Annotated in this window: 16 protein-coding genes; 6 read left to right on the top strand and 10 right to left on the bottom strand. The window is 52.1% G+C overall.

All coding sequences use genetic code 11. The features are described 5' to 3' along the window. Positions 1-780 carry a substrate-binding periplasmic protein gene (locus tag FCN78_RS03110; RefSeq protein WP_077659553.1) on the top strand — a complete coding sequence of 260 codons (780 nt, stop codon included), beginning with the start codon at positions 1-3 and terminating at the stop codon, positions 778-780. Positions 781-787: 7 nt separating this feature from the next. Here FCN78_RS03110 and tcdA read toward each other — a convergent pair whose 3' ends face one another. Both tcdA and FCN78_RS03100 read right to left on the bottom strand, forming a co-directional pair. Further along, entirely contained in the window at positions 788-1,603 is an 816-nt protein-coding gene (gene tcdA, locus FCN78_RS03105; protein WP_077458417.1) for a tRNA cyclic N6-threonylcarbamoyladenosine(37) synthase TcdA, read from the bottom strand. A 32-nt stretch (positions 1,604-1,635) separates the two neighbouring features. After that, positions 1,636-2,553 (bottom strand): LysR substrate-binding domain-containing protein, encoded by a 918-nt coding sequence (locus FCN78_RS03100; RefSeq protein WP_162274074.1) that lies wholly within the window; start codon positions 2,551-2,553, stop codon positions 1,636-1,638. Between the two features lie 99 nt (positions 2,554-2,652). Between FCN78_RS03100 and FCN78_RS03095 the strand changes: the two genes are divergently transcribed. From FCN78_RS03095 to FCN78_RS03085, 3 genes are all read left to right on the top strand, one after another. Further along, entirely contained in the window at positions 2,653-3,978 is a 1,326-nt protein-coding gene (locus tag FCN78_RS03095; RefSeq protein ID WP_077659551.1) for an aspartate aminotransferase family protein, read from the top strand. A gap of 40 nt (positions 3,979-4,018) precedes the next feature. Next, on the top strand, positions 4,019-4,846 hold the full coding sequence (locus FCN78_RS03090) for a beta-keto acid cleavage family enzyme (RefSeq protein ID WP_077659550.1): 828 nt from the start codon (positions 4,019-4,021) through the stop codon (positions 4,844-4,846). Between the two features lie 143 nt (positions 4,847-4,989). Then, entirely contained in the window at positions 4,990-5,961 is a 972-nt protein-coding gene (locus FCN78_RS03085) for a TAXI family TRAP transporter solute-binding subunit (protein WP_069363508.1), read from the top strand. Between the two features lie 78 nt (positions 5,962-6,039). Here FCN78_RS03085 and mltA read toward each other — a convergent pair whose 3' ends face one another. Then, the gene (mltA, locus tag FCN78_RS03080; protein WP_077522794.1) at positions 6,040-7,122 is read right to left on the bottom strand and encodes a murein transglycosylase A; all 1,083 of its coding nucleotides are present in this window, start codon (positions 7,120-7,122) and stop codon (positions 6,040-6,042) included. A gap of 235 nt (positions 7,123-7,357) precedes the next feature. Here mltA and FCN78_RS03075 point away from each other — a divergent pair, with 235 nt between their 5' ends. After that, the gene (locus FCN78_RS03075; RefSeq protein WP_069363506.1) at positions 7,358-7,582 is read left to right on the top strand and encodes a hypothetical protein; all 225 of its coding nucleotides are present in this window, start codon (positions 7,358-7,360) and stop codon (positions 7,580-7,582) included. 28 nt (positions 7,583-7,610) lie between these two features. Here FCN78_RS03075 and FCN78_RS03070 read toward each other — a convergent pair whose 3' ends face one another. Beyond that, on the bottom strand, positions 7,611-7,967 hold the full coding sequence (locus FCN78_RS03070; protein WP_077458407.1) for a DUF2850 domain-containing protein: 357 nt from the start codon (positions 7,965-7,967) through the stop codon (positions 7,611-7,613). Between the two features lie 233 nt (positions 7,968-8,200). On the opposite strand from FCN78_RS03070, the gene argA reads away from it, so the two are divergent. Beyond that, positions 8,201-9,526, top strand: a complete 1,326-nt coding sequence (gene argA, locus FCN78_RS03065) for an amino-acid N-acetyltransferase (protein WP_077458405.1) — start codon at positions 8,201-8,203, stop codon at positions 9,524-9,526. Positions 9,527-9,541: 15 nt separating this feature from the next. On the opposite strand, the gene recD is transcribed toward argA, so the two are convergent. The 6 genes from recD to FCN78_RS03035 all read right to left on the bottom strand — a co-directional run bounded on the left by recD (position 9,542) and on the right by FCN78_RS03035 (position 22,744). Continuing rightward, positions 9,542-11,380 (bottom strand): exodeoxyribonuclease V subunit alpha, encoded by a 1,839-nt coding sequence (gene recD, locus FCN78_RS03060; RefSeq protein ID WP_077659549.1) that lies wholly within the window; start codon positions 11,378-11,380, stop codon positions 9,542-9,544. After that, on the bottom strand, positions 11,377-14,964 hold the full coding sequence (gene recB / locus FCN78_RS03055; protein ID WP_077659548.1) for an exodeoxyribonuclease V subunit beta: 3,588 nt from the start codon (positions 14,962-14,964) through the stop codon (positions 11,377-11,379). The genes recD and recB overlap by 4 nt, the downstream gene beginning before the upstream one ends. Before the next feature lie 152 nt (positions 14,965-15,116). After that, complete coding sequence (locus FCN78_RS03050) at positions 15,117-15,620, bottom strand: GNAT family N-acetyltransferase (protein WP_077649716.1); 504 nt, start codon at positions 15,618-15,620, stop codon at positions 15,117-15,119. Between the two features lie 163 nt (positions 15,621-15,783). Beyond that, positions 15,784-18,030: a CehA/McbA family metallohydrolase gene (locus tag FCN78_RS03045; protein WP_077649717.1), complete on the bottom strand. Its 2,247-nt coding sequence runs from the start codon at positions 18,028-18,030 to the stop codon at positions 15,784-15,786. A 515-nt stretch (positions 18,031-18,545) separates the two neighbouring features. Beyond that, complete coding sequence (recC, locus tag FCN78_RS03040) at positions 18,546-21,926, bottom strand: exodeoxyribonuclease V subunit gamma (protein ID WP_077659547.1); 3,381 nt, start codon at positions 21,924-21,926, stop codon at positions 18,546-18,548. A gap of 134 nt (positions 21,927-22,060) precedes the next feature. Continuing rightward, the gene (locus tag FCN78_RS03035; RefSeq protein WP_069363498.1) at positions 22,061-22,744 is read right to left on the bottom strand and encodes a DNA-3-methyladenine glycosylase I; all 684 of its coding nucleotides are present in this window, start codon (positions 22,742-22,744) and stop codon (positions 22,061-22,063) included.

Here is a 22,744-nt window from a genome sequence, read left to right as displayed (position 1 = left end):
ATGCGGCGAATACTGCTCGTGACCCTGCTCCTTTATCTACCTGCCATCGCCGCCGCACAGGTTCAGCTTAAATTGTTGGCAGGCGATTATCCCCCTTTCCTCTCAGATCGCTTAGTGCATCAAGGGGTGATTGCCTATATCGTTAAAGAAGCAGGGAAGCGACAAGGACTAGAGATAGAGATCGCGTTTACACCTTGGCAGCAAGCAAAAATGAAGGCGCAAGAAGGCGCGGTTCATGGGACCGTTGGCTGGGGCTACACCTCTAAACGTGAAAAAGACTTTATATACTCTGCGCCTATCTATACCGAAACCGTGGTGTTTTTCCACCTCAAAAACCGACACTTTGATTGGCAATCGTTGGCTAGCCTGAACGGCTTACGCGTTGGGATTAGCGAGAGCTATATAGAGGATGCCATGCTGGCAAACTTTAATCAGCAAGGTGGCGACGTGGTGGTTCGCCGCTACCCCAACGAAGTAGAAAAGCTGCGCAGCTTACTCACGGGCGACACGGATGTGATTATTGGTAACCAATATGTGGTGATGAACACCCTACGCACTGTGATGCCTGATGACACGCGTCAGCACATCACCTTTCACCCTAAACCGCTGCGTGTTACGCCCCTCCATGTTTTATTGAGTCGCCAACATCCTGATAGCGCACGCTGGGTAGCGCGATTAAACCGTGGTATTAATCAACTCAAAAACAGTGGCGATTACCAAAGAGCATGGACTGCGTTTCGCATGGGCGAATTTGGCGTACGCGCGCTCCCTTCAGAGTAAAGCAGGCTCAGCCAGCCTGCTCGCGACGCTGATCAGCCGCGATTAGCTTTTGTAAAATGCGCGAAACAGCGACGAAACCAAAACTCGCGGTCACCATGGTTGCCGCCCCAAAACCACTGGCACAATCCATGCGTTTGGGGCCTTCGGCTGACACTTTGCTTTCACAGACACTGCCATCAGGCTGAGGATATTTGAGCTGCTCGGTGGAGTAAACACAATCAATGCCAAACTTGCGCCCTTGGGTTTTCGTGAAACCATGAAAACGACGAAGGTTGTTACGCAGCTTCGCCGCGAGCGGATCTTGAATCGTTTTAGTCAAATCCGCCACTTGGATTTGAGTTGGATCGATTTGACCGCCTGCCCCTCCAACGGTCAACACCTTAATTTTATGCCGCTTGCAGTAAGCAAGTAACGCCGTTTTCGGTTTAATACTGTCAATCGCATCCAACACATAATCAAACCCAGAATGGATATAGTCAGCGAGGTTATCGGCACTAATAAAATCATCGACGACGGTGACCTGACACTCTGGGTTAATCGCCGTTAGGCGCGCAGCCATCACCTCGCTTTTACTTTGTCCGACGGTCTCTTTCAGTGCATGAATTTGGCGATTGGTGTTGGTGACACACACATCATCCATATCAATTAATGTGATGGCTCCAACCCCTGTGCGCGCTAACGATTCTGCCGCCCACGAGCCAACACCACCAATGCCAATCACACAGATGTGGCTTTGACTAAATACCTCGAGCGCACGCTGGCCGTAGAGCCTTGCGGTGCCACCAAAACGTTGCCAATAGGCATCTGATAACTGGCGTGTCATACCCGTCTCTTTGTTCATCAAACCGAGGGGCGTTATACCGACTTGCTCGATAATTGTCTAGCGGGATCCCGTGCAAAGCGGTCACTAAGCCACTGCACCACTTGGCTAACACCTGACGCTCGCTGCTTGTAGCTTGCACTGTAGAGGTAGTAACCGTAGCCGCTATCAATGCCCAGCCCCAAAGGGTTAACCACTTTTCCTTGCCGTAAACTAGTTGTCGCCATAAAGGTAGGAATTAATGCCATCCCCATGCCTTGCTGCACCCCCTCCAATGCCATAAAAAAGTGCTCAAATCCCGCGCCATACTGCGGGTTGCTATCCGTTAAGCCAAATTGCTGCCAAAAATGCTCCCACAGTGTCGGCCTAGTCAGATGAGAAAGCACCGGCACCGTGGCAAGTAGCGCGGCACGTTCAATGGGCTCAGGGACAATCGCGGCAGCGGCTAATAAAGCTAGGTGTTCATTAGCCAGGCAGATTGACTGAGAGCCTGCTTGTTGACGCGGCTGGCAACGAATGAGGATATCAACCTCTTTTTCTTTCCCTTGCGGGATAGAATCACTGGCACTGACCGTCACCGATATCGACGGATAACGCGCCTTAAAGTCTTGCAGTTGCGGAATCAACCACAGACTGGCAAAAGATGGCGGCACCAGCAAGCTGACCGACTCTTGCTGGACACTCTGTTGACGTGCGTAAGCCGTGGCATTGGCGATTTTATGGATCCCTGAGGAGACCGATTGAAGATACGTCTCTCCAATCGCATTAAGCCCTACCCCATACGCGGTCCGCGCAAACAAAGGTTGTCCAATCCACTGCTCTAACTGTTGGATTTGTTTACTGATGGTACTTTGGCTGACATGCAATACCTTGGCCGCTTCCGAAAAGCTGCCTTGCTGGGCGACCACGACAAACGCTTGTAAAGCTCGCATCGATGGCAAACGCGCTTCCATTCCCATTCCTTTTTTTCATACCTGGTGAAAATATATCCTTTGTCGCGCAAAATACAATCGGTTCATACTCATGGGCAAACGTCACTATGAGGCCATCGTATGAGCCACGTATTCCATCGCCACTGTCATCAAGCCCTTCCCACTATCGCCAGTGGTCAAGGGGTTTATTTAACGGATACCCAGGGTAAGCGGTATCTGGATGCGTGCGGAGGTGCAGCCGTTTCTTGTCTCGGACATAACCACCCAGCCGTGTTAGAGGCTATCCACCGTCAGCTTGATTCGATTCCCTATGCGCATACTGGCTTTTTTACCTCAGAAAGCAGTGAAGCGCTCGCCAAGATATTGGCCGACCTCGCGCCTCCCTTGATTAATCGCGCTTACTTAGTCAGTGGTGGCTCAGAGGCGATGGAAACCGCATTAAAACTGGCACGCCAGTATTGGGTGGAAGTTGGTCAGCCGCAGCGCCAACACTTTATTGCTCGACGCCAAAGCTACCACGGCAACACGCTTGGCGCGCTATCCGTTGGAGGTAACGCATGGCGTCGTGCGCCCTTTGCGCCTTTGTTAATGGACACCAGTCTGATTGCTCCCTGTTACGCCTATCGCGATCAAGGTCCCGATGAGTGCGCTTACCAATATGGTCAGCGAGTGGCCAACGAGCTTGAAACCATGCTGTTAGAAAAAGGACCCGAAACCGTGATTGGCTTTATCGCTGAGCCCGTCGTCGGTGCCACTGCGGGCGCATTGACCGCCGAAACAGGCTACTTTACACGGATTCGAGAGATCTGCGACCAATACAACATTTTGCTGATCCTCGATGAAGTGATGTGCGGAACAGGACGCACCGGGCGCTTTTTCGCCTTTGAGCATGAACATATCGTTCCAGATATAGTCGCTATCGCGAAAGGGCTGGCTGCCGGTTATCAACCTATTGGCGCGACGCTTGTGGCCGACCCTGTCTACAACGCAATCGCTAACGGCTCGGGCTTTTTCCAACATGGTCATACGTTTATGGCGCATCCGACTGCCTGTGCCGCTGCCTTAGCAACACTCACCACACTTGAGCAAGAAGGACTCGTTGACGCGGCGGAAAAACAAGGCAAGGCGCTTAAAACGGCGCTACATCATCAATTTGATTCATCCCCATTTGTCGGCGACATTCGTGGCCGAGGGCTCTTTCTCGCGCTCGAGTTGGTCGCGGATAAAGCGTCAAAGCAGCCTTTTTCGTCCACATTGCCGCTAGCGAAACAAATCAAACAAACCGCGCTGGAAAACGGCCTGATGTGCTATCCCATGGGCGGTACCATCGATGGCAAACAAGGTCACCATATTTTATTGGCACCTCCCTACATCATTAAATCGCCACATATTGATGAGATAGCCGACAAACTACGGATAACCCTAGACACCTGTCTGCCACACTAAGCAGTCAGTCTTGCGCTCAAACTAGGCTTAAGGAAAAAAGATGACCGATACACTCACCATCATGGTTGCTCCCAACGGCGCGCGGCTGCAGCCTTCGCAGCATAGCGCCGTCCCGATTGATGCACTATCACTGATTGACTGCCTGCACGCATGCGCTGACGCCGGTGCCGCCATGGCGCACATTCATGCACGCGATGAGTCTGGCGCGCATAGTTTGGACCCCACTCTCAATCGTCGGCTTTACCAGCAAGTCCAAGATGCGGTCGGTGATCGCATGGTCATCCAACTCACCACCGAAGCCGTGGGTCGCTATAGCCCGTCAGAGCAAATCGGATTAGTGAAGGCCGTTAAGCCTGAGGCCGTGTCCATTGCGCTAAGAGAACTAGTGCCTGACCCTTCCGAAACGACCGAAGCCAGAACATTTTTTGCGTGGTTACATCACCATGCTGTTTACACACAGTTTATTCTCTATCACCCTCAAGATGTGGCGCGCTACCGTCAGCTACGTCACGCCGGCGTGATCCCTCCTACAGGGCACCATTTACTCTTGGTTGCGGGTCGGGATCAAAATCCCCCATTTGGCCACCCAGAAGACATCGTCGCCATGTGGCAAGCACTACCCGACCATAACAACCTGCCCTGGTCAGCCTGTGCATTTGGCCACCATGAGATCCGCTGTCTGACGACCGCTGCACTGCTAGGAGGAGACATACGAATCGGCTTTGAAAACAACACCCAACGCGTTGACCAACGTCAGGCCATAGATAACGCATCTCAGATCACAGATTTACGCAACACACTGGAAAAGCTGGGATATTGTACTAAACCTGTACAAGCACTAAGGCAAACCATGACCCAATCGTTTTAACCCAATACAATTGCTTGCAAATATTGTTAAAAGATTGAAAAAATAGCGTGGTGACACTTTTTCGTCATATTGTTATTGAGTGTCATACCAACTTCGAGGGTGCGCCCGGATAGCAACCTCTAACTTAAAAAGGAATCTTAAGCATGAAAGCGATGAAACCTACTCTTATTGCGCTCGGCTTTTCTGCCGCACTAGGAACCGCGGCAAGCGCGCAAGCTAACCAGTTTGTGACTATTGGTACTGGCGGTGTCACGGGTGTTTATTACCCAACAGGTGGTGCAATTTGCCGTCTGGTCAATAAAAGCAAAGATGACCATGGCATTCGCTGCTCGGTAGAAAGTACAGGCGGCTCAATCTACAACATCAACACCATTCGTGCTGGCGAGCTAGATATGGGTATCGCCCAATCTGACTGGCAATACCATGCTTACAAAGGCACTAGCAAATTTGAAGATCAGGGCGAATTTAAAGAGCTTCGCGCCGTTTTCTCTATTCATCCAGAACCGTTTACCGTGGTAGCACGTGCCGATGCGGGCGTAAAAACCTTCGATGATCTGGAAGGCAAGCGCGTTAACATTGGTAACCCTGGCTCGGGCCAACGTGGCACCATCGAAGTATTGATGGATCAAATGGGTTGGGATATGGACAAGTTCGGCCAAATTTCTGAACTAAAAGCGGCCGAGCAATCCAAAGCCCTGTGTGATAACAAAATTGATGCCATGGTTTACACCGTGGGTCACCCAAGTGGTGCGATTCAAGAAGCGACCACCGCCTGTGATAGCGTATTGGTTGAAGTTGCGAATGATGCGGCTAAACAGCTGATTGAAGATCGTGACTATTATCGTCAAGCCATTATTCCTGGCGGTATGTACCGTGGCAACGACAACGACGTCACCACCTTTGGTGTGGGTGCGACCTTCGTCTCTTCCACACAAGTTCCTGAGGATGTGATCTATAACGTGGTGAAAGCGGTGTTTGAGAACTTTGACGACTTCCGCCGTCTCCACCCTGCATTCGCTAACCTGAAGAAAGAAGAGATGGTAAAAGACGGCCTGTCTGCTCCCCTTCACCCAGGTGCGGCGCGCTACTATCGTGAAGCCGGGTTAATTGAATAAGTCATCTCCCGCTTACCAAAAAGCGAGCGTTAAACGCTCGCTTTTTTATTTCCTAAGGGTCTGACCTCATCTTGGCCGTTACTCTGACTGGCTCACTCTTTGTGGCGCTAAGGCGTCCAGTTTCCAAACCCGACCAAAGTGCTTGTAGTGCCCGGCTTGCTCGCCTGCTTCACGACCCATGCCATGGTATAAATCCAGGTGATTTTCTTTCACCGCGCCACCGGTATCTAGTGCCATTAACAGCTTGAGCACATGCTCGCCCGTCCAGTTGCCTTGCTCATCCAACTGAGGCACTTCAGCCAGTAACACACTGCCCATGGGTAAGTAACGTCGATCGGCCGCCACAGACGCCCCGGCTTTCAACGGAATCCCCGCCGTGCCACTGACAGGATCAGCCGCCTTTGGGGTAAAGAAAACATAAGAGGGATTTTGCTCGAGTAATTCACGCACTTCATCTTTACTGTGGGCAGCCACCCACTCTTGGATCGCTTTCAGCGACATTTTTTCGCGCGGAACCTCACCTCTCTCGATCAGCACTTTTCCAATGCTGACATATGGGTGACCATTCTTGCCTCCGTAGGCAAAATACTCCAGTTGGTCGTTATCGCCAAAATGGACAAAACCGCTGCCTTGTACTTCCATAATAAAACTATCGATAAGGGAGGCACTGTAGCCCAGCTCTAAGCCCTGCCCATCCAAGGCGCCAGCATAGATAGCAGCGCGATCTGGACAGTCGTCATCACAAGGGGGTTTGGCGTAGACAGGATAGCGGAACAAATCATCCGGCTGGTGGCGCATTTCTATCACCGGAGAGAAATACCCGGTAAACATCACGTTCCCAAAGTCATCTCCCCCTGCCATTTGGTTCACTTCCAAGCCATAATCCGCAAGCGCCTCGATCTTGCCTCCCGCGTCTAACCAGGCTTGCAAACGCTGATAAACGGCTTGATGCTCCGCCACTAACGACGGAGAGTTGGCGGTCACCGCCGCTAACTGGTCATTGAATAAACTAAAGTCTCGCGGGCTTTCAGAAGCCACTTGTGGTACTGGCGTGAGTATCGATTCAAATCGCCCATCAATATATTGTTGACCCCGGTCGGTAGGACGCACACATCCTGCCAATGTCGCCACACACGCCATCACAACTAACGCTTTTTTCACACCATATTCCAATCAGTGAGTTAATAGCGCTAAGGCTCGCAAAAAGCGCCCCGCTTGGCAATCAGTTCTCGATGTTAAGTTTGTAACTGCCTGCAAATCAATACACATTAAATGTGATCAAATCTCGCTTATCTGCCTGAAGCAGGCGACATTCATCAAAGTGTCATATAATTATTATGTACTGACCTTGCAACAAAACTGCATAGAAAGTGCAACATAAAGGAGTAAAGCAGCGATGGATTTAAAAGTTGGGCGTTCAACGCTACTTGATAGTGATGCAGTGGAATACCAATGGATTCGTATGATGGCCACCGAAGGCTGTACACGCCAGGTGATTAATACCAGTATTCAACGTTGTCTGGGGGGTGATGCTGAAACCGCCGATCTCTTGCGGAAAGTGGCAACAAAACAGTGCTCGGTCAACGAGCTGCTCACCACCTTGGAGTCACAGCACTTCTAACCAGGCCGCGTAGCGGCTAACACGTCCCTCATGAGCGATTATCTTTGGCAAAAAAGGATGTGTAATGAGCAGGTTCAATACGCTCGAGCGTCTTTGCGTCTTCAACCCGATATAGGTAGGTTTCGGTTCCTATCGTATATTTGAGCTGATCGCCATCAAACTGATACTCAGTGGTGGCGCGGCTCCCATTGGTGTAAATACCATCAGAGCGTATTTCAAACTGGTCGGCGGCATAAGGTGCCACATCTTGTTCTACCCATTCTCCATACAAATCGGCTTGCGTCACGTCAGGCGCAAAAATGGCCGGCTGAGTCGCCACTAAAAACCCCGTCCCACCAAATAAGATCAAAAGAACTAATAGAACCACTTGTTTCGTTTTTCGCACACGCTTACCTCTCAGTGCTTTTTATTCCAGCATAACTGACTCATTACTTTATTTTAGACGCTGAACGCTAGATTGTGATCTTGCTTCATCTACCGACATTGCGACTGGCAGTGTTGAGAGTGCGCGCGAAACCTTATCGCTTCACGTGCGCCTTGACACCAGACAGGACTTGACACTCAGACCTGAAAAAGAATAAAAAGGCATATATAATGAATAATTAAACAGGTGTCCGCGTGAAAATAAGAAGTACCGCACTGGTTAAAGGGTTTCGCCAATCGGCGCCGTATGTCAACGCTCACCGAGATAAAACCGCGGTGATTATGCTGGGTGGCGAGGCGATGGCGGATGAGAACTTTCAGAATATCGTCAATGATATCGCCCTACTCAACAGCCTGGGCATGAAACTGGTGTTGGTGTTTGGTGCCCGTCCACAGATTAATTGCGCCTTAAATCAGTACGGACTGGAAACGCCTTATCACAAAGGTGTTCGCATCACCGACAACCACGCGCTTGAAGTGGTCAAACAAGCGGCCGGCCAAGTACAACTCGACATCACGGCACGCTTATCCATGGGGCTGAATAACACGCCCATGGCCGGCGCTCAGATCAATGTGATCAGTGGCAATTTTGTTATCGCGCAACCGTTGGGCGTCGATGAAGGAATTGATTATTGTCACAGTGGCAAAATTCGCCGCATCGATATTGACGGTATTCAGCGCCAGCTCGATCAAAATGCAATCGTGCTGATGGGGCCAGTGGCCAGCTCAGTCACTGGGGAATGCTTTAATCTCACCTCCGAAGAAGTGGCGACTCAGGTTGCGATTCGATTACGCGCAGACAAGTTGATTGGCTTTTGCTCCGAGCAAGGGGTCTTAAACCAAGACAATGAGGTGATTTCCGAGTTACTGCCTACCCAAGCCCAACCGCTTTTAGAGGCGAGAGAAGCCGCTGGCGATACCGGCTCTGGCACCAGTCGCTTTTTACGCGGCGCGATTGCTGCGTGTCGCGCTGGCGTCACCCGCAGTCACTTAATCAGCTATAAAAAAGATGGGGCATTAATCCAAGAGCTGTTCTCGATTGAAGGGATCGGCACCCAGATCGTGATGGAGCGTGCCGAAAAAGTGCGCCAAGCCCAGATTGACGATATCGGTGGGATCTTGGATTTGATCCGCCCTTTGGAGCAACAAGGGATCCTAGTACGCCGCTCGCGGGAACAACTGGAGCAAGAAATCCCACGCTTTACCATCATCGAGCGGGATGGATTGGTGATAGGCTGCGCCGCCCTCTACCCGTTTAGTGACGCGCGCACCGGCGAGATGGCATGTGTCGCCATTCATCCCGACTACCGTGATGGCGACCGCGGTGTCATGCTGCTCAATCACCTCAAACAACGCGCCAAAGCCAAAGGACTCGAAACCATTTTTGTGCTCACTACCCATAGTTTGCATTGGTTTCTGGAACAAGGCTTTTTGCTCTCCGATGTGTCAGCACTCCCCAACACTCGCCAAGAGCTGTACAACTATCAGCGTCGCTCTAAGGTGCTGACCTTAGCGCTTTAGCAGATGTCACTGCACTCAAGGCGCTATCAAGGCATCCGGCAAACCACTATAACGGGCGGTGCGTGCGCCTACACCGTGGCGCAGCACCGGCCAAGACGCGTAGAGATCAAGCTGGCGCTTCGCCCGCGTGATGCCGGTGTAAATCAGCTCGCGGGTGAGCACTGGTGAAATGGTAGGCGGACACACCAACACCGTATGCGCAAACTCCGAGCCCTGTGATTTATGCACCGTCATCGCAAACGCGGTTTGATGGGCGGGCAAACGGCTGGCAAGCAAATAGCGCACTTCTCCATCGTGCGTTTCAAACGCTACCCGGGTGATCCCCGCGTGTTGCACCGCAATCCCAATATCACCGTTATACAATCCTAGGGCATGGTCGTTTTGCAAAATCATGATCGGCCGACCGTGATACCAAGTATCACGCTCTTTAGCGACCAGCCCCGCCGACGCCAAGTGCTGCTCAATGGCTTGGTTGAGGCCAGCGACACCAAATGGGCCTTCGGTCAATGCACACAACAAACGAAATTGGCTAAAGGCACTCAGCACGTCCGCCATGGATGGCGGGTTTTCGAGCGTCGCATTATCGAGTGTTGTTAAGTAATCGCGATATCCTGTCACCGCTTGTTGCATCAGGGTCTGATAACTGTCATCACTCAGCACATGGTGGGTAATATCGCCATAGCCGCGTTTTAACACCGCCCCCACCTCGGCCATCTCTCCTCGGTTCACCGCAAAGGCGAGCTGGCCAATGCCGGATTGAGCATCAAAACGATAACTTTTGCGCAGCAGACACAGGGCACTGGCGATCGCTGGCGCATGTGGGTTTTCGGGTACGTCAAAGCCTGTTAACTGGCTTAAACGCGCCGCTTGCGCCGCTGGATAGCCCGCCTCAGCGTACTGACAAATATCCCCTAGCACCGCCCCCGCTTCCACAGAGGCAAGCTGATCTTTATCCCCCAGCAAAATAATGCGTGTTGAAGGCGCCAAGGCATCGAACAGTTGTGCCATCAAGGGCAAGTCCACCATCGAGGCTTCATCGACAATCAACACATCCGCATGCACGGGGTTATTTTTATGATGGCGAAACGCCACCCGCTGCGGAATCGCCCCTAATAATCGGTGAATGGTGCTGGCTTGGGTCGGCAGCGCCGCTTTCACGTCATGATCAACAGGCAAGGCAGCAATCGCCCGTCCCAGAGATTCAGTCAATCGGTTAGCCGCTTTGCCGGTCGGGGCGACCAGTTTGATAGTGAGCGCTGAAGAGGTTGTGCGCTCGGCATGGTGTGACGCCACCAGCGCCGCCAACAAACGGGCGACGGTGGTGGTTTTACCCGTACCCGGTCCACCCGAAATCACCGCAAAAGACTGGGTCAACGCGGTGGCTGCCGCCACTTTTTGCCAGTCTATCTCTGCCTGTGAGGCGGCAAATAAATTATCTAGAGTTTGTCTGGCCTCATCCGGTACCGGCAGCGCCGTCAGACGCTGGCGAATATGCCCCGCCACTTGCTGCTCGGCATGCCAGTAACGATGCAAATACAGTCGGTGTCCCGCAAGCACCAAGGGCGTCGCCTGCGTCCCGTCAGACACCACCGACGCCTGTGCCAGTTGCTCGCTTGGCGCTTGGCTATCAATATGTTCTAGCAAAGGCTGCCAAGCGACGTCACTGGGTGGCTGCCACTGGTGCAAATCAAGGCAGACATGGCCTTTGCCCACTTCGCGACTCAGCAGCGCCGCCCATACTGTGATAGCAGCCTTATCTAATTGGGTGTCTTCTTCGCCCATCAAACAAGCAAATTGCACATCAATCGCTCGCAATTCCCCGCGCTGGTAAAGTGCCATTAATGCTTGTTTCATACCGACTCTCCAGCAAAGAGGTTGTCCAAGGCGTCAATCAGCGCCTTATCGGGACGGTGCGCGAACACACCGGTCTCGCCGCTATCACTGGCGCCCCGTAAAAAGAAATAAAACACACCCCCCACATGGGTGTCGTAATCATAATCTGGGATCCGCTGGCGCAAAAAGCGGTGCAGCGCCAAGGTATAGATCTGGTACTGAAAGTCGTATCGGTGCGCGATCATCGCCTCTTTGAGCGCCTCAGGATGATAATCGTCCACACTGTCCCCTAAATGGTTCGACTTCCAATCCAGCACGTAATACTTGCCGTCGGCGCGGAAGGTTAAATCGATAAAGCCTTTTAACATCCCGCGCGCCGTGTCAAAGGTGAGCTGGCCAGCACGCGCCGATAACGCATCATATCGCGCGGCGAGTCGATTGAGTCGCTGGCAGTCGAGTGCGGCCAAAGGCATCACGAACTCCATCTCCGTTAATCGACTGGCGTTATCAATATGGTTCAGCCTCAGCCCTTGGTCATTAAGCGGGTGTTTCAATACCTGTGTCATCCACTGCTGTAATATCGGGCACCACTGCGGGTCATAGTTCTCCAAGCTAAGGTGATGGGTAATAAGCTCAGCGACTTCTTCACTCATCAAATCCGCGGTAAAGTCCACCTCTTCAAATAAGGTATGTAAAAAGGTACCGGCTCGTGCGCCTTTGGGAAACGCAAAAACTGACCAAGGATCCACCGCTACATCCGGCGTCTCCTCGTCAGCGAGATCATCGTCCGCGTCCAAGTCGTAACTGGCTAATGTGGGCAAGGCGCTGACATGATGGCTCTGTTTTAACAGCCCTGAGTAACTGGTTAAGCGCCACTGACGGTCAATCTTCCCGTCAAACTGACGCGCGCTTAGCGCCTCGTGCGCCCCCGTTTGAGGGGTATAAAGACTATCGTCCGGCTCCGGTGGCGCAACCACAGCCACCGCATCGCTCGCGTTCGCCAATCCAGCCAAACTCTCGGCCAGCAGGCCAGCATCACCGGCCTCTCCATGCTGAAGCAAATAGCCGAGGGCCGTTAAGTGCAAGGCCGAGTCTTTTTGCCGACTGTTACCTTGTTTAAGAGGTGCACAGCCGATAAAACACCCATACACGGCACGGGTCACCGCCACATACAGCAAGCGGATATCTTCAGCCAGCCGCTCTTTTTCAGCGCGCTCTTTGCCTTCATCGACATTATCCAGCGCCAGCACCGGCTGATACTGTTCATCATGATAAAAAGGTTGGCTGCTTTCGCGATACTGACAAGCAAACGGCAAGTAAACCAGATCGTATTCCAAGCCTTTCGATTTGTGGATGGTGACGATTTGCACCAAATCACGCTCCGACTCCAACCGTACCTGCTGCTCTTCCGATTGTTGAGCCGGCTCGGCCATCCGCTCTTGTAACCAGCGGATCAGCGCGTGGGGGTTATCCAATTGCTGGCTGGCACTTTGCAGCAACTCCGCAATATGCAAAAAATCGGTCACACAGCGCTCGCCTTGCGGCATCGCCAACCAGTTTTCTGCCACTTGGCGGGCACTGGCGACTTGGCGAAGCATCGGCATCACCCCACGGCGCTGCCAAGTATCACGGTAATGGCTAAAGGCCACCACCTCTTGCTCCCACAAGGCTTCGTCTTGATTAAGTAGCGCCAGCTGCTCGGCAGTCAGGCCAAATAAGGGGCTGGCTAGCGCTGCCCGCAACTTACGCTCGTTTTCAGGCTGCATCACCGCCACCAAGATGCGCTCAATATCGCTGGCGACAGGGCTGGCGAACACATTATCACGGTTAGAAAGATACACAGACGCCACGCCTTTTTCGGCCAGCGCTTGCTTGACCAGCTGTGCCTCGCGTCCGGTGCGCACCAACACGGCGATATTGTGCGGCTGAATTTCGGCTTGGCCGGAAGGCGTCTGTAGATAACTATTGCCCACCACCGATTGGTTGAGCACTTGCGTGATATGCTGTGCGGTACTCACCGCTAAGGTCTGTTCAAAATCTTGCTTGGCACACAATTCATCCGGGCTGTGATGCCAAAAGGTGAGCGCGGGCTGCTCGTTTCCCTCCACCACCAGCGCCTTTTGTTTGGCGCTAGGCGACGAGGCCACCGCTAAAAAGGGAATACTGTCTTGATAAACAAACGGTGCCTTCGCACGTGAGAACAAGGCATTGACTCCGCGCACCATGCCATCTGTCGAGCGCCAGTTGGTGGCAAGGTTATAGTGATCACTCACCTGTGCACGGGCATGAATATAGGTGAAGATATCGGCGCCACGAAAGGCATAAATTGCCTGCTTAGGATCGCCAATTATCATTAAGCCGGTGCGCTCACCCTCTTCCTCTGTCTCTGCGTCTGCGAATACAGGGGCATCGTCCGCCACTGGTGGCTGATAGACAGTGCTAAAAATCTGATATTGCAGCGGGTCGGTATCTTGGAATTCATCAATCATTGCCACCGGATATAAGCTGCGAATACGTGCCGCCAACTGGTCTTGGCTATCTTGGTCAAGTGCGCTGGCAAGTTGAGAAAGGAGATCGTCAAACGAGAGCCACCCTTGGCGACGTTTTTCTTGGCGGAGCAGCTGCCGCACTTCTTTAATCGCCAGTGCGGTCAATCCCGGTTTTAACGTCGGCGGCTGATCAACCAATGCCTGAATTTGATCAAATAGCGCTAGGCTCGGTGGCTCAGCTTTACTCTTGGCCGCCAACGTCTGTTGGGCGAATTTTTCCAATTTGTCGGGCAACTGGTAATCAAGCGTCTCGGCATTGGCCCATTGTTCCATCGCATTCAGCCAGTTCGCCAAATGATCTTTGCGATAGCTGCGGCCATCGAGTTTAGCGGCGCTGAGTTGTTCGTTGATCTGCTCCCCCGCCTCGCGCCATGCGCGCTTCACCGCATCAATCTTGGCAATCGCCGCTTGGTGTGCCGCCATGAGATCTTCGCCGAGATCAGGCGCCTTGACCGTGACAGCCGGCCCGGATAAATAGGGCGCAATCTCTTTTAATAAGGCCTCCGGTGCGGGCCAGTAGCTGCTCACCACACCGGCTAACGATTTAGGCAGCGGATAAAAACGGCGACGCCAAAAGTCGGCCGCCGCACGCGCTTTGATCTGTCGCTCGTCGGTGACAAATTCATGACTGAACAGGCTGCCCGACTCAAACGCATTTTGGGTCAGCATCCGCTGACAAAAACCGTGAATGGTATAGATGGCCGCCTCGTCGATCTGACGTTCGGCCTCTAACAGTCGCTGCGCCGCGGTTTTATGATCGCAAATCTCTGCCAGCAAAGGGCCAATGATAGGATCGTCACTCTCCCCGCGCATAAAAGCAAAACGCGCCTCATGAATGCGACGTCGAATACGGTCTTTTAGCTCTTGGGTTGCCGCTTCGGTAAACGTCACCACCAGTATTTGCTCGACCCGACACGGCGCTGCGCGGCCATGCCCAAGCAACAATCGCAGGTACAAGCCAGCAATGGTAAACGTCTTACCGGTGCCGGCGGAGGCTTCGATTAATCGGACGCCATCAAGTGGCAAGGTGAGCGGGTTGAGGATCTGCGGTTCCATATCATTATTTCATCGCCTAGTCTGCCCGCTATTGTAGCAACCCCTTGGGGTAAAACATATTCTAACGAAGGTAACCAAGCGGAGCAGCTAACGTTTTAAGAAACGGAGGTACACCCTCATTGGTCACTCAGCAGCCACGCTTGCCGGAAGCCTTAAACCGCCCCCCCTTCATAGCTGAATCGAATAAAAGTCATGATGAGGTCACGATCTTTTTCTTCACTACGTTGGTACGCCTCTCCAACTAGGTCACGAACGGCGGATTGCCAGAAGTAATGGGCCGGCGTGTTTTTCAGTAAAACGCGAATTTGCCAGTTCCCTTGATGTTGAGCGACTAATTGCTTGAAAGCAGCCTTGCCAACGTTTGAACCACGAAAACGGTTTATGATAAAAAACTGATCCATATCTAAACACGACATATCCTCAGGATATCGACGTAGCATTGCAAACCCTGCCAGTTCATTATCCGCATAAATCAAGTAGGCCCAATGATGAAGGGCGTCATCATACGGTGCGAGAACATGATCGGGGACACTAAAGCATCCTTCCTCAGTTAATGGCAACGCTATAAATGCCGACATGTCATACATATAAAGCTGAAAAAGGTTCTTCAATACTGTGTGAGATTGGGAAGAAACGGGAGTTAGCGTTATGTCCATACTGCCACCTTTTGGTGCTGCATAAGCTGGCAGCATGGTGAATCACTTGCCGCTTAAACTTATGATCCTAAAAATAAAACAGGTTATACCATAAGCAGAAAGCGCGTCACGATCAAAAAAGGCCAGCATCGCTGGCCTTGGTTCGTTTATTGAGACTCGACGTTTACGACTGAAGCCAAACTGGGTTGGTCCATGCCGTGCTGCCGTCTTTGTCTTCTACTTCTAGGTTGATCCAACCTTCTGCATCCGCAGGAATAGGCAGTGATAGCTCAAGACGCTGGGTGCTCTCTTCGGGGTTAATGGTGATGCTGTTTAGCACCTCGCCACCTTGACCGATTAAGCGCACTTCTTTGAGGCCATCCGCGGCGACCACATTAATATCCCATTTATCACCTGCCTTGGCGGTTTCACCAAACATGATGTTTTGTGGATATAGAATTGGTCCCTGAGTGGCATAGCCGTGACCAGCTTTCAACGCTTTAGCAAAGGCCAGTGGCGTCAACTCACCGTCAACGTTAGCCATCATACGAATACGACCAGTCAGCTGGTTCCACGCATCATGGGTATCGGTACCCGCAGTGAAATACATAGCTTCGCCGCTATCCCACATATCATGTGCTTTTTTCAGAGTCGGCTCGTTGTCAACGCGAGCGTTAAGCTCCATCAGATCGAAACGGTCTGTCTCACCGCCCGGCACCGCATCTTTGGCGATATTAGTGAAATAACCATAATCGTTATAAGGATGGTTCATCGGCACCACTTCTGCACCCATGTCATGTGCAGCATCAATCAAGGTATGCACGTCATCAGTACCCGGATCGACCGTTAGTGCCGCGCCATTGTCGATGGGGAATGGGTTCATGTGACCCCAAGAAGGCGAAATCTCAATCGATGGGATGAAAGGCACACCACGTTTTGCTGATAAGTCAGCAAAGACTTTGTGATTAATGGTGGAGTCGTGATCACTGATAAAGGTCAGATCCAAGTCAGTTGCCAGCTGAGCCTGCACCACGATTTCTGGTGGGGTTACCCCTTCCAGCACATTGCCGTGGTGGTGCAAGTCAGCGCCATACCAATGGTTACGGTTCGGGAAAGTCACCTGAGGCACTTTCACCACTTGTTGATTGGTTTTGCCCGACTCGAGCGTGACATCCAAGGTTTGTGATTCTGCAGTAAAGCCCGCACCCGCGTTAATGCCCAGCTTGTATTCACCCGGTGCCAGTTTTAGCTCGGCATGGCCGGCTGGCAGCAAGTCAGTGAAGAAGGTGCGTTTACCCAAGAACTCAACCGGTGGCGCTTGACCTTCGATAATGGTGACACGCGCGTCTTTGGCGACACCAGAGGCGGCCTCTTCCACGTTAAGTGCAAGCGTTGCTGGGCTTTTCAGCGATGTGAAGTCCAGTGTCTGCTCACTGTCAGCACTCACGGTAATAGATTGCGGCTGGCTATTCGCATGCCCGGTTGCCGTGCCATACACTTGGTACTTACCTTCCGGCAATGCCATGTTGTACTGGCCATCTTTAGCAAGCGTCCACGCGTAAGGGTGGCCGTCTTTTTCAATCATCACAATCGCATCGTCCGGCACGTTACCGTTGTCGGCACGAAGTTGACCGGTAATGGTGCCCGTTGCTTCGCCATGACGCTCAGCTTCCGCTTTGACAATCGGTGCCATATCGCCGTTAGGAACAACCTGCAGCTTTGAGTCAAAGGTACGGGTCTCACCGGCTTTCAGCGTGTGGCCCAAATACATATCGCGGCCATTGTATTTGATGCGGTCAAAATAAGGCGCATGCAGTGCGAAGGCCCAATCACGATCATAGGCGACCATGCGATCGGCAAGGGCATTATCGGCCATCGCTTCTTCATTGCCTTCAAGGCCCGGCACCGCGAACTGATAACCCGTATCCGGCCAGATTGTGTGGCCTGATTCCAGCTCAAGATCGTCTTCGCCTTGGTTGGTCATTACGGTTTTCAGCCCAATCGAATCAGAGCCGGCTTCCAAGGTATACCAAGTGGTAATGTCGACCTTGTCGAAGTTACGGCTCACTTTGATCACCGCTTTTTCATCGCTGTCTTCAACAATATCAATCGACTTGCGATCGTTCGGCCAGGCCGACCAGCTATTAGGGATGAAATCTGCAAAAGCGACTCGGTCTAGATCAATTTTGCCATTTTTCACCGCCGCAAGATCCACCAAGGTGCCACGTGGCACACCCCACGGTGGCGCAGACTCAACCGCCAATGCGAACGCGACATGCTCGTTCTTCACCGTGATGTCTTGCGCGTGGGTTGCCTCGCCATCGGGGATCGCAGTCTTGCCTTGAGTAATACTGACGTCGGCGTGCGCTGAGGCACCCAGCAAAAGGCCAGAGACTAAGGTTGCCACTGCGCTTTTTGAGAATTTATGCATGAAGGCACTTCCTTTTTTTCATGGTTTGTTATGTGAATTTTCGATGACATTGTGCGTTAAGTTAATTACACGTTCAAATAAAAAACATCAAAAGAAGCCTACAAAACCACATGAATAATACGTCCACTAACAAATATAAAAACAACAAACCATTGTTTTAAATGAAATTATTGTCAAAGCCAGCTATTCAAATGATCGTTTTAAAAATATTTAGACCCCAAATAGATTGACCCCTAACGAGACGCACGATGCGCAATCTTTAACCAACAAATTGGTAACAACTGTCACTCGACGCTCAGAAATATGGACGCACCTCTCGCTCACTCTCCTATAATACTCGAGGCATCACATTGAGTATAAATTCACAATAAGAGATTAAAAATGCAATAGAATCACTCGTCATACTTTTGACGACAATCGACGCATAATAGAAAGCCAAGCATCAACTTGGCTACTGGGAGAAGATGGGGAGGAGACAGAGGCCGCTGACTCACATGAGGAGGATTCGCTGAGTACTAGTGTTTTTGTCGCTGCGCTAGCATCGGCATTAAGTGACGGTCACCTGTTGCTAACAGGGCTTGGCCGAGGCCCTCACGCCATTGCGGCCAAACACGGTATACGTAAGGGTCTTGTACTTCACCAGGATTGAAGCCCCCGACAAAGGCATCACACATGGCTTTTAGCGCTTTGTCTTGGCCGGTTTCACTGTTATCAAAGCCTTTTTTGCCATCTCGGGCTTTTATCCCCGCTCCGACTGAGCTTGGCAGATAGGTAAGCGGCTGATTTAGGCCGTTTTGATAGTCTTCAACCAAGGCTTGTAAGTGTGCAAGCGCGTCATCTTTACTGAGTGGCGAAAACTCGATGGTTTCTTTCACCCCCACCAACGTACTCGGTACGGCTTCGCCCATCGCGCATTGGCATAAATGATCGATCCATACCGCAAGCTGATGACGCACGGTCAGATCGCCGCAATGAAAGCGGACTAAGCTGTCTTGATAACGCCGATTGAGCCAGCCTTGCAGCTGCACCTCGCCCAACGCAGTAGGGAGGGTCAGATTAAGTTCAAGATCGGGGCGCGGCGCGGCGAGCAAAGGCGTTAAGCGTTGGTACATGTTACGGATCACCGTAACTTGCGTATCCAAGGTCAATTCGCCAAAGTACGCTAAGGGTAGTTTGCCCTGCCCACGCTGTCGGGCCATAAAGTCCTGCACACTTTGGGGGCTGTCATCGGTTTCAATAAAGTGCGCTAACAGCTGATCGCGCAGCTGAAAGCGGTGCAAGGTATCTAAACTAAAGGGTTCGAATTCTTCTAACGGCGCTTCTAACTGCTCAAAGAATACTTTCAAGCGGCGTTGGAAAAAGTAGCGCACGGGCAACCGCCAAAAGCGCTGCAATTCAGCCAACTCAATCACAGGATCCTGGTGGCTGTCCGGATCAGGGCTTAACGCATCGCCAATAAATGCCGGCAGTTGCGTCCCTTGTCCTTGGGCTGCTGGTAGCCACTCTTGCGCGTAGCTACCACCATGAGCGAACGCCTGTGGGCTAAAGGGGGTCAGGGGGTGAGTCTGGATAAGCGTCTCTTCCAGCCGCTGACGTGACTGGCGTTCGGGTAAGTCGCGGTCACCGGCCAAACAGTAGCCTTGGGTGCAATACTCAAGCAGTTCGGTGACCAGCACCGACGGGACTTTTAAGCTGTTGTCTTGCACTGAGCGACCGACATAACTGATATACAAACGCTGCTGTGCTGACTGCAACGCTTCTAAAAATAGGTATCGATCATCGTCGCGGCGCGAGCGATCTCCCGCCCGCGTGCGACCGACCATCAAATCAAAGCCGACACTGGGCACGGTGCGCGGGTACACGCCATCATTCATCCCCAGCAGACACACCACATCAAAGGGAATAGAGCGCATCGGCATCAAGGTACAAAAGTTGACCTGACCGGCCAAAAAGCGCTGGCTGACTCGCTCGTTATTGAGGCGACCATTAAAGTAATCGCGCACCACGGGCAAGGTTAGCGTGTGGGAAAAGGCAGCATCGCTAAGCTGTGTCAGCCAACTGTCTAACTGGGTACGGATCAATTTGACTGCTACCTCTTCATCCCCTTCTATGGCGAAACAGTCATCCAGCATTTGGGTCAACCGCGCCACCCACGTCTTGCCATCGCATTCAATCGCCAGTTGCTGCTGGTAGTGAATTAAGGTGTCGATAAACAGCCCTAAACGCCCCGCCAGCTCCGCATTAAGCCCTTGGACTTCATCATAAGGCACGGTGTCTGCAAACAGCCCTGCCTCACTCGGCATCGCGTAGCCGAGTAACATACGTTTCAAGCCAAATAGCCAGGTATTCTGATACTGTTCGGGCAAGGCAAATTGGCTGGCGGTATGGGTATCAAGCCCCCAGCGAATACCGGTTTCTTCCACCCACTGCTTAATTTGGTCAAACTGTTGGCTGTCGATGGCAAAACGGCGCGAGACCGCCGGCACCTCAAGAATTTCCAACAGCTCCGCTGCACTGCATCGACTATCAGGCAGGGTGAGTAAGCGTAAAAATGCCGCCAACACCGGGCTTTCTTGATCGGCGCTGCGATCTGAGATGGAAAACGGAATAAAACGCTCGCGAGGCGCATTACCAAACACCGCTTGAATGGCGGGGCTGTAGGCATTGATATCCGCCACCATCACAATCACATCGCGGGGGCTCAGTGATGGGTTAGCCTCAAACATCGCGAGCAGCTGATCGTGCAGCACCTCGACTTCGCGCATCGGGCTGTGACAGGCATGGATAGCGATGGAAGCATCATCTGGCTCGATTTCTGTTTTCGCCGCACTGGTCTCGGTTTGCTTGGGATCACCCGGCTCATTCAAATCCAAAATATCGGCTTGGAGATGATGCAGCAGGTGATCGCGATTAATAGGTACAAAGCCGCTATCAATCTCATTACAGGCCATTTCCGAGAGTAGCAGTAAGTTATCGCGCCCCAGTTTTCCCATCGACGCCAGCAAGCTGTTACCTACTTCACCGTACTCGGGCTCATCAAGCCCCAGAGCCAATTGGCTGTCGGCGGGGATGTCTTCAATTCGGCTGATTTTATCGCGGTCCAATGCGGCACGTTTAGCCAGATAGCGCTTGTCGCGAATATCGCCCCAATAATAACGGCATGGATTGGTGAACATAAAATGCACCTCCACATGCTCACCTAGGGCTTGCAACGCATCCAGATAGCGTGGTGGAAGCGCCGAGATACCAAACACAAAGACCCGCTCAATATCAGCCAGCCCCTCAGGTTTGTGCTGATGGCTGGTTAAGGTGTCGATAAACTCTTGATACAAGTTAGCGCGATGGTAAGGCGATTGGCCCAGCGCCAAGGTGTGATCGTATAAGCGACGCCACAGTTTTTGCTGCCAAGGCTGCACATCGTCAAGCTCGGGCACCGGTTGCTCTTGCTCCCATGCCAGCACCCACTCGGGGCGATAGACCAAATACTGGTCGAAAATATCGGCCACTTTTTCGGCCAGCTGGTAAGCACGCTGCTGATCCTGACTATCTTCCAAATACGCGGCTAAATCAGCGAACTCAGGCGCATCCAGGCAGCTGGGCAGAATATCCATTAGCTTCCATGTCATCGCCTCTTTGTTGAAATCACTGCGCTCAGGCACGCCATCCAACACCCGCACAAACAACTGCCAGATAAAGGTGGCGGGAAGTGGGAATTCGACGTTAGCGACAATCTGCTGCTCGTGGGCGAGTGCCATTTTTAACCACTGCGCCATGCCGGGGCTTTGCACCAGAATAAGTTCTTTTTGAAAAGGGTCAGACAGCGGTCGCTGTTGGATCAGAGAGACCAACAGCGATTTCAACAGATCGAGCTGATTAGAGTGATAAACAGTAAACACAAGGCGCTCACATGGGAAAGATAACTGGCATCGATTGTGGCCGATTGCCGTACTAAGCGCAAACCGACACCGACACGCCGCGACCTCGCACACGACTTGCTAACCGTGTGATAGCACAGCAAATCGCTGAGCGATTAAACCCGGTTGTCACCCACACTGAAGGCAATCAGCTGGCTGATATGGTTCAGTGAACGGCCCGACTCTTGCTGCCACTGATTAAATGCCTGTTGCGCCGCTTGCATCGCCCGTTTGGTCTCTCGGCCGCTATCAACAATTTTGGTCGCGCGCAGGTAGTGCTCGATATCGCGGGTGAACAAGAAGGTGTCCTTGCCCATTCGGCGCAAGGTATAAGCACCGGTATTCCCGCCTAAACGCTTACCGTGTTTTTTTAAATACTGCCATAACCCGACAATATCCTCGCTGGGCCAATCGGCGACAAACTGGCTAAAACTGCCGTGCGATTGCTGCACGCGGTGGATCATTTCCGCGTTGTGCGGAATCGTCATCACCTTGGTAAGGTGACGAATAATCGCTGGGTTGGTGGCTTTTTCTTCCCACATTTCCGGCGGCATCAGCAGCATTTTCTCAATATCAAAGCCCCAGAACACCTCTTCGAATCCGGGCCACTTTTTACGGACCACCTGCCAACTAATGCCCGATTGAAACACCTTCTGACTAAACGCCGCTAACCAGCGATCATCCGGTATCTCACACAAGGCATCATGTTCAAGCGGTGCCACCAGCATATGCTCTAACGCACGTTGACCGCCTTTACGCTCAGCGGCACGTTGATAAATGGTGCTAAATTTTTCTCTCAT

The organism is Salinivibrio kushneri (assembly GCF_005280275.1).
GTDB classification, from domain to species: Bacteria; Pseudomonadota; Gammaproteobacteria; order Enterobacterales; family Vibrionaceae; genus Salinivibrio; species Salinivibrio kushneri.
The sequence above is the reverse complement of the archived record's forward strand: the minus strand, read 5'-3'. Positions and strand labels throughout refer to the sequence as shown.

Bases quoted from the DNA above. Each gene is read 5' to 3' on its own strand.
- FCN78_RS03110 (WP_077659553.1), top strand. From the start codon at position 1: ATGCGGCGAATACTGCTCGTGACCCTGCTCCTTTATCTACCTGCCATC.
- tcdA (WP_077458417.1), bottom strand. From the start codon at position 1,603: ATGACACGCCAGTTATCAGATGCCTATTGGCAACGTTTTGGTGGCACC.
- FCN78_RS03100 (WP_162274074.1), bottom strand. From the start codon at position 2,553: ATGGAAGCGCGTTTGCCATCGATGCGAGCTTTACAAGCGTTTGTCGTG.
- FCN78_RS03095 (WP_077659551.1), top strand. From the start codon at position 2,653: ATGAGCCACGTATTCCATCGCCACTGTCATCAAGCCCTTCCCACTATC.
- FCN78_RS03090 (WP_077659550.1), top strand. From the start codon at position 4,019: ATGACCGATACACTCACCATCATGGTTGCTCCCAACGGCGCGCGGCTG.
- FCN78_RS03085 (WP_069363508.1), top strand. From the start codon at position 4,990: ATGAAAGCGATGAAACCTACTCTTATTGCGCTCGGCTTTTCTGCCGCA.
- FCN78_RS03075 (WP_069363506.1), top strand. From the start codon at position 7,358: ATGGATTTAAAAGTTGGGCGTTCAACGCTACTTGATAGTGATGCAGTG.
- recD (WP_077659549.1), bottom strand. From the start codon at position 11,380: ATGAAACAAGCATTAATGGCACTTTACCAGCGCGGGGAATTGCGAGCG.
- recB (WP_077659548.1), bottom strand. From the start codon at position 14,964: ATGGAACCGCAGATCCTCAACCCGCTCACCTTGCCACTTGATGGCGTC.
- FCN78_RS03050 (WP_077649716.1), bottom strand. From the start codon at position 15,620: ATGGACATAACGCTAACTCCCGTTTCTTCCCAATCTCACACAGTATTG.
- FCN78_RS03045 (WP_077649717.1), bottom strand. From the start codon at position 18,030: ATGCATAAATTCTCAAAAAGCGCAGTGGCAACCTTAGTCTCTGGCCTT.
- FCN78_RS03035 (WP_069363498.1), bottom strand. From the start codon at position 22,744: ATGAGAGAAAAATTTAGCACCATTTATCAACGTGCCGCTGAGCGTAAA.